This window comes from Spiroplasma floricola 23-6, assembly GCF_002813555.1.
GTDB classification, from domain to species: Bacteria; Bacillota_I; Bacilli_A; order Mycoplasmatales; family Mycoplasmataceae; genus Spiroplasma_A; species Spiroplasma_A floricola.
Genome location: NZ_CP025057.1, coordinates 1,017,627 through 1,030,197, shown reverse-complemented (window position 1 = coordinate 1,030,197; position 12,571 = coordinate 1,017,627). Strand labels below are relative to the sequence as shown.

Annotated in this window: 9 protein-coding genes and 1 riboswitch; all 9 genes read left to right on the top strand. The window is 25.6% G+C overall.

All coding sequences use genetic code 4. The annotated features are described in order from the left end of the window. Window positions 1–5 precede the first annotated feature (5 nt). Window positions 6–1,199, top strand: coding sequence for a phosphate ABC transporter substrate-binding protein (ptsS, locus tag SFLOR_RS04570; RefSeq protein ID WP_157806958.1), 1,194 nt, complete (start codon window positions 6–8; stop codon window positions 1,197–1,199). Next, window positions 1,192–3,315: a phosphate ABC transporter permease PstA gene (gene pstA / locus SFLOR_RS04565; RefSeq protein ID WP_100916893.1), complete on the top strand. Its 2,124-nt coding sequence runs from the start codon at window positions 1,192–1,194 to the stop codon at window positions 3,313–3,315. The genes ptsS and pstA overlap by 8 nt, the downstream gene beginning before the upstream one ends. 3 nt (window positions 3,316–3,318) lie before the next feature. Next, window positions 3,319–4,203 carry a phosphate ABC transporter ATP-binding protein PstB gene (gene pstB, locus SFLOR_RS04560; RefSeq protein WP_100916892.1) on the top strand — a complete coding sequence of 295 codons (885 nt, stop codon included), beginning with the start codon at window positions 3,319–3,321 and terminating at the stop codon, window positions 4,201–4,203. A gap of 11 nt (window positions 4,204–4,214) precedes the next feature. After that, window positions 4,215–4,901: a phosphate signaling complex protein PhoU gene (phoU, locus tag SFLOR_RS04555; RefSeq protein ID WP_100916891.1), complete on the top strand. Its 687-nt coding sequence runs from the start codon at window positions 4,215–4,217 to the stop codon at window positions 4,899–4,901. A gap of 108 nt (window positions 4,902–5,009) precedes the next feature. Continuing rightward, on the top strand, window positions 5,010–6,836 hold the full coding sequence (locus SFLOR_RS04550; RefSeq protein ID WP_100916890.1) for an MAG1210 family protein: 1,827 nt from the start codon (window positions 5,010–5,012) through the stop codon (window positions 6,834–6,836). Between the two features lie 34 nt (window positions 6,837–6,870). Next, window positions 6,871–7,536, top strand: coding sequence for a LemA family protein (locus tag SFLOR_RS04545; RefSeq protein WP_100916889.1), 666 nt, complete (start codon window positions 6,871–6,873; stop codon window positions 7,534–7,536). 58 nt (window positions 7,537–7,594) lie between these two features. Beyond that, window positions 7,595–7,689, top strand: a riboswitch (purine riboswitch). Window positions 7,690–7,819: 130 nt separating this feature from the next. Beyond that, window positions 7,820–9,109, top strand: coding sequence for a PhnD/SsuA/transferrin family substrate-binding protein (locus SFLOR_RS04540; RefSeq protein ID WP_100916888.1), 1,290 nt, complete (start codon window positions 7,820–7,822; stop codon window positions 9,107–9,109). Between the two features lie 63 nt (window positions 9,110–9,172). Beyond that, complete coding sequence (phnC, locus tag SFLOR_RS04535; protein WP_100916887.1) at window positions 9,173–9,937, top strand: phosphonate ABC transporter ATP-binding protein; 765 nt, start codon at window positions 9,173–9,175, stop codon at window positions 9,935–9,937. Then, a complete protein-coding gene (locus tag SFLOR_RS04530; RefSeq protein WP_100916886.1) occupies window positions 9,938–12,568 on the top strand; it encodes a PhnE/PtxC family ABC transporter permease in 2,631 nt (876 codons plus the stop codon). Window positions 12,569–12,571: the final 3 nt, after the last annotated feature.

The following is a 12,571-nucleotide window of genomic DNA, read 5'->3' as shown; positions in this document are numbered from 1 at the left end:
ACTTTATGAGTAGGAAAATAAGCATAATACTGTTGGCATTATTGTCAGTGGTGTTAGGTCTATGAATTTGAAGTGTTGCAGCACCTAAAAATTCAATTATTTTAGGTGGAAGCACAAGTGTTAATCCATTTATGCAAAAATTAACAAAAAAATATTATCATGAATCAGAAAAAGACTTTATTTACAATTCAACAGGTAGTCAAGCTGGTGTTGGAGGCGTAGAAAAAGGAATGTATAGTGCAGGGTTTATTTCTAAAAAAATAAGTGATACTACATTGTCAAAAGGAAATACTTTTTCAAATGTATGTGCAAATCCAAAAGAAGAAGAATGTAGGTTTGAAAATGTTGATTTAAATCATTGAAAAAATGAAAATAATGATATTTCAAAAAATAATTCATATATTGCTTTAGAATTTGCAATTGATGCGATTGGTGTGATTTTTAACTCACCAAGTTATTGAAATGAAGTAATTACTTACGATGAGGATCAAAAAACTATATCATTAAATGATTTAATGAATTTTGACTTAAATAATAATAAAGAATTATTGGCAAAAATTTATTCAGGAAATATGTATTGAGAAGAATTGGCAAAAGAAGTACTAAAAGGTTATGAGAATAGCACATTTTATTCTCAATTAAATGCAAAAATCCCAACAAGTAATAAAACTAAAATAGTTACTTTTACAAGAGAAGATGGTTCAGGAACTAGATCAGCTTTTTCAGATTTAACAGGAATAAAAGATATGCACTCATCAAATGTGGTTAATTCTAATGGTTCAATGATTGAAAATATGAGTAATGTTCCAAGTATAGGATATGTTTCAAATGGTTTCTTAGGACAATTAACAGATCAGGGAGCAATTAAATTAGCAGGTATTGATGGTAAAAAATTGGCTATTAACAAGAGCAATAAACCAAAAGAATGAAACAAAACCGATCATAAATGAGAAAATTGAAAAATAAATGGTGAAGATGGAAACTCAGAAGATTTTATTAAAAAGGCATATACTTTTAAAAGACCATTTATAGCAATTTTTAATATATATAATAAAAATTTAGAACAATTAATTCAATTATTTGAATGAATGCACAATGCAGATGAAGCAAAATCAGTTTTTGAAGATGAGGGACTTGTAAGAGATATGAATTATCAATCTCCATCTCCTAAAAAAGTATTAGGAGGTAATTATGCTTAAAACACATGTAAAAAAACTTCCTAAAGCAAAAGCATCTAAAATGGACTTATCAACTAAAATATCTATTTTAACTATAACAACTATTGTTTTATTAATATTGGCAGTTTTAGTAGGATTTATTTTATACAAATCAGTTCCAGTTTTTAAAGAATTTTCATTTTTTAAATTCCTATTTTCAGGAGATTGATCACCTGGAAAAGATGGTGCAGGTAAATACGGTTTAGGTAAGATAATTCTTTCAACTTTAATGATGATGTTTTTTACATTATTATTTGCTATTCCATTAACAATATTTAGTTCATTATTCATAACTGAGTATTTAAAAAATAGAACTAAAAAATTTGTAGTTACTGTAATTCAATTACTTGCAGGAATTCCTTCAGTTGTTTTTGGTCTATTTGCTTTAGATCAAATTGGACCAATTTTTGTAGCAATGGGAGCTCCAACAAGTGGTAACATGATGACAGCTAGTTTTACGTTAGCTTTTATGGCTTTGCCAACAATGATAACATTATCAATTAATGCTATTGAAGCAGTTCCAGAAGGTCATAGATATGCTTCGTTAGGATTAGGTATGACAAAGGAAAAAACAACCTTTGGAGTAGTTTTAGTTTCTGCAATGCCAAAAATTATTACAGCTATCATTACTGGAGTTGCAAGAATTATTGGAGAAACTATGGCAGTTATTTTAATTGCTGGAAACTCAACAAAAGGTTTAAATACAGATGATGGTTTCATTGGATTTATTTTTTCATCAATTAGAACTTTAGCAGGAACAATTGGTTTAGAAATGCTAGAAAATCATGGATCAACTCATGAATCTGCATTATATGCAATTGGTATGGTTTTATTTATAATAGTTATTCTTATTAATTTATTAATTATAGCTGTTGGAAATATTAATAAAAAGAAAAGTAAATCAATTAATAAGATTAAACATAAAAAAATTAAAGTTAGAAAAAATAATTATGAATATGATAGTCACAATTTAAATATTTTAGTACAAACATATACTGAAAAAAGATTTGGAAAAAAAATGGAGAGTGCTATTTTAAATTTCTTTATGATAACTTCAACTACGATAATTATTGGATTTACAAGTTGAATATTGTTAACTGTTATGTTTAAAGGGATTGGTGGCTTTGATCCTGGTGCATTTATAGAAATTGAAGGGCAAAGAAGTGGTATATTTGCACTATTGTTTACAACAATACTTTTAGTGCTAGGAACTATTATATTTGCAATACCATTAGCATTAATTGTGGCAATCTATTTAGCAGAATATGCTCATAAAGATAGTAAATTTGCTAAAGTAATTAGATTCTCAATAAATGTTCTAGCATCAACTCCAAGTATTGTATTTGGTGTGTTTGGTTTAAGTTTATTTGTTGTTACAATGGGAATACCAATGTCAGTATTTGCTTCAAGTTTAACAATGACAATAGTTATTCTTCCTTCAATGATTACAGCATTTGAAGACTCAATAACATCTGTTCCTTCTTTATATAAAGAAGCTGCATATGGAATGGGTATGACAAAAACAGGAGTACTATTCAAAATTATTATTCCAAACTCAACTAAGGGACTTGTGACAGGAACTATTTTAGCTGTTGCAAGAATCATTGGTGAATCAGCTCCTGTATATCTAACATTGGGAACAGCAGTTAGAATGCCTTCAGAAGGTTTCTTCTCATCAGGTGCTACTTTAACAACTCAAATATATATGATGGCTTCAGAAGGAAATGATCCACATACATTAGGTGTTGCATATCAAATTGCACTTGTTACAATATTCTTAGTACTAGGTTTAAATTTCTTAAGTAAATATATTGGAGTCAAATTAAATCCAGTTCATAAAAAAATACCATTTAAAGTTAAATTTAAAGCTTTTATATCTATATTTACAATATCTCATATAAAAAAGGTTGCTAAAAAAACTAAAAAAGATACAGTATCACTGTACAAAAAATGAATATCTTATTTCAATATACATAGGTGGAAAACTTATTATAAAAATTCAAAAGTTAGAAATAAAGTAATTAAAACAATTAAATTAGAAGCAAAAAATAACTCTAATAAAGATGTCAAAAAGATTGCAAAAGAAAAGGAAGAGTAAAAAATGCCTTTAGATAAAAAAACAGTGGTAGAAAATGAAAATATAATACCTGCTAATACTGATGAATTGGAACTTATATCAGAAGAAAAAATATTTCAAAAACCTAAGAAATTACCATTAAAGCAAAGATCTAATGTAATTGAAATTGAAAATTTTAATTTTTATTATAATGGTGGTTCAAAACAAGCTTTATTTGATATAAATATGGCTGTTAAAGAAAATACAGTAACAGCATTTATTGGTCCTTCAGGTTGTGGTAAATCAACACTTCTAAGATCAATTAATAGAATGAATGATTTAGTGGATAATATTGCAATTGATGGTTCAATTAAAGTTCATAACAAAGATGTGTATGAAAAGGGAACAGATGTTGTAAAATTAAGAACAGAGGTAGGAATGGTTTTTCAAAAAGCTAATCCATTTCCAATGTCAATTTATGATAATGTTGCTTTTGGTCCTAGAAATCAGGGAATTACAGATAAAAATGCTTTAAATCAGATTGTTGAAGATTCATTAAAAAAAGCTGCACTTTGAGAAGATGTAAAAGATTATTTAAAAGATTCAGCTTTGGGATTAAGTGGGGGACAACAACAAAGATTATGTATAGCAAGAGCAATTGCTATGAGACCAAAAATATTATTAATGGATGAGCCTACAAGTGCTTTGGATCCAATTGCAACTTTGAAAGTTGAAGAACTTATTTTAAAATTGAAAAATGAATATACAATAGTAATAGTTACCCATTCAATGGCACAAGCTACAAGAGTAAGTGATTATACAGCATTCTTTTTACAAGGAGAGTTAATCGAATACGATAGAACAAAAAAAATATTTACAAATCCAAAAAATCAAAAAACAGAAGATTATATTTCAGGAAGATTTGGATAGGAGGAACGAAAATGTCATACAATAAAATTTTAGATAATGATATTAAAACTATTAAGCGAGAATTAATTAAGTTAGTTGAAGCTACTAAATCTCAGTATGCAAACACTTTCGAATCTCTAAAAGCACAAAATTTTGAACTAGCAAAAGAAGTAGTTGAAAATGACTTAAAAATTAACGACATGCAAAACACATTTACAAAAATGGCTTTATGAAAAATTGCAAAACAACAAATGGTAGCAGGTGATTTAAGATTAGCTGTTGGGGGAGTTTTAATAAGTCGTGAAATTGAAAGAATTGCTGACGTTGCAAAACATATTTGTGCATTTACAATTAAATACAATCCTGAACCAATAGAAATTGAATATATTTCAAAAATGTTTGATCTTGTAAATAAAATGTTAAACATAGTTTCAGCTTTAATTGAAAATTATGACAATGATCAACATCAAAAGGTTTTAAAAGCAGAAGAACAGTTAAGTATAGAGTTCTCAACACTTTCAAATACATTGGCTTTAAGAAATTTTGAAGCCAAAAATCAAGTTGAATCAAAAAAAATTATTACAATAGTGAGACAATTAAAGAATTTAGAAAGAGCTGGAGAATGCTTAATTAATATTGAAGAAACTTTACAATTTATTAGAACAGGAAAATTTGAAGAGCTTCAAGAAACAATCATTAATAATTTAGAAACTAAATAATAAAAAATTCCATTCTTTTTATGGAATTTTTTTCTATTTTCTGCAAAAAGGTGAGATTTTTATAAAAAACTGTAATATAATTTATTTAATTTTGGAGGAACAAAAAAAGTGGAGCAAATTATATATAATCCAGCGAAAGAATTTCAAAGTTACCAATCTGAACATCAATTGAACTGTGAAAAGGAATTTGAAAGACTTTTAAAAATAGCAAAAGTTGATGAAAATTTAAATATTACAACTGTAAAAACAATTGAAAAACAAGAAAAAAAATTAAACAGCACAAAAAAAGTTATAGGTAAATATAAAGCATTAAGAGTATTTCTTATAATAATGTGTATAGTTTTTGTTTTAGTGCCAGTTGTTGCTTTTTATTTTTTGAAAGATTTAGATAAATTTATATTGTATATCTCAATAACAAGTTCGATATGTGCAATATTGTTTATTACATTTTTATTATTAATTTTTTTAAGAATAAATAAATTAATAAAAGACTTTTCAAAAATGGCAGAAAAAATTCAGTCAGAAATTAATGAATTGACTCAAAAGGCTTGGGAACAAATGAGACCTTTAAATAATTTATTTTATAGTAGATTATCAAAAAACCTAATTGAAAGTACATTAGGTTCAGTTAAATTCGATAATTACTTACATAATAATAAATTTAACTTTCTAAAAAGTATTGGTCTTAAGGATTTTGAAAGAGATAAATCAATAGTTGATTTATCAAGTGGAGAACTTGCAAAGAATCCATTTGTAGTAGTAAAAACAAGAATTCATGAAATGAGAAAAAAAGAATATACTGGATCTTTACTTATAACATGAACTGAAAGTTATACTGATTCAGATGGAAACTCAAAAACACGAACAAGATCTGAAACTCTTTTTGCAAGTGTTGTTAAACCAATGCCTTTTTATTATAAAAAGTCTTCTATATTTTATTATAGTGAACATTGTCCTAATTTAAGTTTTGATCGAAATCCAAGTAAATCTAGAAAAGATTTAAGTGATAAAGAATTTCAAAAAGAATTGAATCAACTAGATAAAAAAGCAGAAAAGGCAATTAAAAATAATCAAAAACTTAATTTAATGAATAATAAAGAATTTGAATTGTATTTTGATTGTTTTGAAAGATCAAATGAAATTGAATTCAGAATGATGTTTTCAGCTCTGGCTCAAAAACAATTAATAGATTTAATTAAAGCACCTTATTTTGATTCTAGCAATAACTTTAGATTGAAAAAAGTTTCAAATTTAAGTATTCTATTTAATAATTATATTGATAATTTATCTTTAGAAAGAGATGTAGAGCAATATAAACATTTCAGTTTTGAAAAAATTAGAAATAATTTTATGGCACTTAATATGGGTTCTTTTAATAACTTTTTTTTAGCATTTTCACCTTTACTTGCAATTCCTATTTATCAAGAAAAATGAGAAACAAAAATATCAGCAGGTAATCCTCAAGAACAAAGTCTATCAAATTGAGAATATGAAGCTATTGCAAATAAATATTATAAAAAAGCATTAGGGCATGGAAATTCTGTTACACCTAGTATTTTAAAAACTAGTTTTGTAAAAAAAGAAGGCAATAATGAATATGTAAATGTTATTGCTGAAGGATATAGTATAACTCCAAGAGTTGATTATGTTTTAGTTAGTGGAGGAGATGGAGGAATACACTCTGTTCCAGTACCTTGAGATGAGTATAATAAAGTAATTAAAGAATCTAATATAGTGATTAGTACTTTAAATGATGATAAAACTTCAGTAAATTCAAATAAAATTATTGATAGTTTAAATGAATTTACTTCAAAACTTTCAATTGATACTGAAGGAATGGTTAAAACAAATAATATTCTAGCAACAATTTTAGGCGAAGAAGGATTAACAGAAAACCAAAGAATACTGTTAGAAAAAATGAATAATAACAAGTAAAACTTGATAAAATAAGTTAGTAGGAGAGAAAAAAATGGCAAATTTATTAGATGAACAAAGTGGTCCTTTTAAAGAAGAAGGACAAGATATTAAAGTTATAAATAAACAAATAGAAATTAAAGTTGGTACTGGATCAAAAGTATTTGAAATATTTTTATGATTAATGTTAATATTACCAGGTTTAATATTTACTTTTAAAAAAATAGGAGCAAGAAATTATTTTTCAAAATTAGAACAAAGAATTCAAGCTTCAGCTAGTGAAGTTGATAATTATTTAGAACAACGTTATCAAATACTTCAAAATGTGGCAGGTCTTTTAGAAAAATCAATTAATTTAGATAAGGATGTTATGAAAGGTGTTGCAGCGCTAAGATCAGGAAATAATTTTGATGCTGCAAGAAGTAGCGAATTGTCTGAACAATTAGATAAAGCATATGGAATAATTAATGTTGCTTTTGAAAGATATCCAGATTTAAAATCACAAGAAACAATTATAGCAGCAATGCAAAAAAATGATTATACTCAAAGAGAAATATCTGCTGCAAGAAGTAACTATAATGACTATGTTTCAAGATGAAATCAAGATGTTCAAGTTTGACCAACTAAAAAAATAGTTGCTGCAAAACAAGGATATACAACAAGAATTCCATTTACAGCTTCTGTAGAAGTTAAACAAAAAGCTAGAGAATCATTCTTTTAAAAGAGTGATTTTTTATTTTAAAATATAGACTTTTTTATTTATTAATATAAAATAGAAAATGTAAATTAAATAAAAAGCTTGTATAAACCAACATATTGGGTTGGTGTCTCTACGATATACCTATATATCTCTATAAGCAAATTTTTAGAAAGGAACTTATCAAAAACTTTATGAAAAAAGGTTTTATAAGTTTTTTTTTTTTTTTTTAAACAATAATTAGTTAACAATGAGCTCTTTGTTTATTTACACAAAATAATTTTAAGGAAAAGGAAAAATAGAAATAATGAAAAAATTATTATCACTTTTTGCTGTAAGCACACTAATCGCATCATCAGTATCAACAGTTGTTTCATGTGGGGGAAGTTCAGATACAATAAATATATTATTTATTCCTTCAAATAATAGTACAGAAATAATAAATACTGTTAAACCATTAGAACAAAAATTAGCAACAGAATTATCTAGTATTGCTCAAAAAGATGGTAGAACTTTAAATAAAAAAGTTAAGATTTCAACTTCAACAAACTATGAAGTAGCAGGAAAAACTTTACAAGATGGTAAAGCTGACTTAGCATTTTTACCTATTAACACATATGTAAAATATAGAGGTAAAGATAATGAAGGAAAATTCTCTTCAGAAGGTGTACTTTTAAGTGCTTCAAGAAGTGGTGTAACTCCTGAAACAAAAGGTTTTGAACCATTTCAAACTGATGGAAAATTTGATTCTTCAAAAGCACAAAATAAAGCAATTGATGCTCAAACTTCTATGCAATTAGCACAATATTATAATAAAACTGCAACAGGAATTGAAAATTTACAACAAGCAAAAGAAAAACTGGAGGATTCTGAAAATACTGCTTCATATTATAGATCATATATTTATGCAAATAATGCATTTTTAAGCGCTAGCGGATTTGATATAACTAAATATGGTAAAGAAAATTTAACAAGAGAAGAAAGCGTTGAATCTTCTGAACAATATAAAGCTGATTTAAAAGCATTGATTTTAAAAGGAGCCACAGAAGATAAGTTTAAATTCTCTTTTGGAAAAAGTAAGACATCAAGTGCAGGAGTTTTATATCCAATGCTTTGACTTAAAAATGTTCTTGGATTTGAAGATAGTGAATTACAAGGACTGTGAAAAAAAGCAAGTCAACAAGAAAGCTATCCACAAGCTGCTGAAAATATTTCAAATGCACAAAATGATGGGGCAGCAAACTATGCAGTAGGATTCAGTGATATTAGATCTGAACAAAAAGATGATAATAAAGTTAAAAAGGCTTTTGCAAACTCAACAGTTATAGGAGCAACTGATGCAATTCCAAATGATTTAATTGTTTACTCTAAAAAAAGAATTAATGACGAACAATATAAAGATGATTTAAGAACAGCATTTATTAACCTTATTGCAAAACCAGAAAATAAAGAAATATTTAATATTTACAGTCATACAGGTTATATTGGACCAACTTCTAAAGAAGCTAGTGAAAGTTTCGAAGTAGACATGGATAGTTCAATAACAAGAGCAACTGTGGAAACTGCAAAAATGTTAGAATTAATGAAAAATTGATAATTAGTTAAAATAGAAAAGGAGAAAATACAATTAGATTAAATTCTATTTGTATTTTTTTAAGTTATGATAAAATTCACTAATGTAAATAAAGTATGACCTAATGGAAAGCAAGTCTTAAGAGATATAAATATTACTATTAATGATGGAGAATTTGTAGCTATAATAGGACTTTCAGGTGCTGGTAAAACCACTCTTTTAAAAACAATTAATGGAATTAACAAAATATCTTCTGGAGAGTTATTGATATCTTGAAAAGAAGGTGAAGAAATTGAGGAATATAATTTAAGTAAAATAAGTAATAAAAGACTAAGAAAGTTAAGAAACAAAATTGGATTAATGTCTCAAGAATATAACAATATAGAAAAACAAACAGTTTTGGCAAATGTCTTAAACTCAAGAATATCCAAATTATCTTTTTGAAGATCACTATTTGGTATTTTTAGAAAAAAAGATAAAGAAGTTGCTTTAAGATCTTTGGAAAAATTAAATTTACTAGATTATGCATATATTAGAGCAGATAACTTAAGTGGAGGACAACAACAAAGAGTTGCTTTGGCAAGAACTCTTTCACAAGAACCAGAACTTATAATTGCTGATGAACCTGTATCTGCTTTAGATCCAATTTTGGCAAGTCAAGTTATTCAAGATTTTCAAAATGTTAATAAGAATGAAAATATGACAATTATTTTGAATATTCACCATGTTGATTTAGCAATAAAATTTGCAACAAGAATTATAGGTTTAAGAGATGGAAAAATAGTTTTTGATGATAAACCAGAAAAATTAACCAAAGATATTCTTAAAGAAATTTATGGAGATAATTATTAGATGAAAAGGAAATTTGAGTCAATAAAATCTAGAAATGTTTTTGCAATAAATAATAGTTATACAAAAGCACCTAAAAAGACTTTTCTAATTTTTTCTATAGTATGTTTAATAGTATTAATTATTTTTGGTTTTAAAGTTTTGGATGCAAATTGAGGAGAACTGTTTTCAAGTTTTGATTTATTTGTATCCAGAATTTCAGATTTATTTAAATGAGATTGAAAAGATTTTTTAAAACCTGATAGTTTAGGAAATGTGTTTTTTAACAAGGCAATGTCTTCTATATTTTTAACAATGTTGATAGCTTTTTCTGGAACTATAATTGGTGTTATATTAGCCATTCCAGTTTCAATTCTTGCTGCTGGAAACATTGTTCAAAATAAATTTATAAATAATACTGCAAAAACTATAATTGCATTTTTTAGAACAGTACCTTCTTTTGTATATGCACTAATTTTTGTTGGATACTTCGGTCAAACAAATTTAACAGTTACTATAGTTCTTGCTATCTTTACATTTTCAATAACTTCAAAAATATTTTTTGAAAGAATAGAACACATTAATACTAGGATATTTATTTCTCAACAAGCAACAGGAGCAGGAAAATTTAGGGCCTTTAGAACTGCTGTTGTTCCTCAAATATCAAATCATATTACATCTGCTACATTTTATGCCTTAGAGACTAATATAAGATATATTTCAGTTATTGGAGGAGTTACAAAATTTGGTATTGGTAGAATGATAGATAGTTCTATTGAATATGATGAATGAGGAAGAGTTGGTTTTTTACTTACATTATTGATATTAACAGTAGTCTTTTTAGAAGTTTTAATTTATTTTGTTAAAAATTATATACTTTTAGATAGAGATTTCATTTTAGATCAAAAGGATCAAAAGAAATATAATAACTTAATTAAACAAATATCAAAACTTAATAATGTAAACTTTTATATAAAATTTATATTACAAAAAGATTTAAATGAAAGTTTAATAGAAGCAAAAAATAATAAAGATAATGAGAAAGTTCTTTTAATAAAGCAAGAAATCAAAAAAACTAAACATGATTTTAAACAAGAATTTAAAAATAATCTGAATAAAGAGAAAAAAGAATTTGAAAAATTTAAATTAGAAAATATAAACTCAAAATCATGATTTATTTGAGATGATGATAAAAAAATTAATATTAGAAGAGATAAAAAGTATCTATCAGATTTTAATTTTAAAGTTATGTTTTTAAAAGAACAAATGATAAAGGAAATAGAAGAGAGTGCTTTAAATGAGCATAAAGAATACTTAAAAACTTTGACAATAAATGAAGTAATTAAGAAAAATCCAAGAAAATGAATTAAAAGAGTTTCATTATATTTAATATTATTTACAATTTTTATATATTCACTTTCATTTATTAGTTTTCACCTTGAAAGTTCTCAAACAATTCAAAATACAAATAATAATTTACTTGAAATGTTGAAATTTAATTGAGCTTCTTTTTTTAGAGCGAGTGGTAATGCTCCTTACTCTGTACTTTATTTAATATTTGAAACACTCTCTATTGCAATTGTTGGAACTTTAATAGGTGCTATATTCGCCTATATTTATGGATTATTAAGTTCTGAAAAAGTTGTAAATTACTATGTTGCAAAATTCTTTGTTGTATTCACATCAATATTAAGATCAGTACCAACTTATATTTATGCAATATTCTTTATTACCTTAGTTGGTATGGGACCATTTACTGCAACTCTTGCAATTGCAATGGGAACAATAGGGATGTTAACAAAATATAACAGAGAAATTTTTGATGAAATTAATTTAAAAATAGTTTATCAATTGGAATCAACAGGATTAAATAAATTTCAAGTATTCAAATATGGAATTATGCCTCAAACTACAAGTAGTATTGTTTCTTATATAGTTTATAGATTTGATATTAATTTTAAAGAAGTTTCAGTTTTGGGAGTAGTTGGAGCAGGAAATATGGGTTACTTATTAAATAGTTATTTTAGTCAACATTACTTCCATGAATTTGGGGCCTTATTATTTGGAATAATGCTCTTTACATTCTTTGTAGAGTATGTATCAACTGTTTTAAGAGCAAAGTTAAATTTAGGTATAAATCCATGATATGTAGATAGAGTTATATTATTTTTTAAACATAAAAATTTTGCAGTTTATAAAGCCAATGAGTATTTAGTATTTGGTAGTGAAAAATTAGATTATTCTCAATCAGAGGCATTTTATTCATATACTAATAAAGAAATTTATAAAAAGGCAAAAGAAATATCTAAAGCTCAAAAAATAAAATTCAATTTAGCTTGATATTTAAGTTATATAGATTACTTTAAATTATCAAAAGAAAAAATAAAAGATTATAAAGAAGCAAAAAAAATCTATTTAGAACACAATAAGAACTTTAATACAAAAATCAAATTAAAAAAAGTAGATAGAAAAAATGATATTGAAATAATTTTAAATAAAAAGAAAACTCAAATTAAAGTTATTCTTGATAATTTAAAAAATAAGAAAGATGAATTATCTAAAAAAGAATTTAAAATTCAAAGTTTAGAAGTAAAAAAAGCAGTTAGTTTTATTAAAAAAAGCACAAAAATTAAATTAGAAAGTTTAGATTATTAAGAA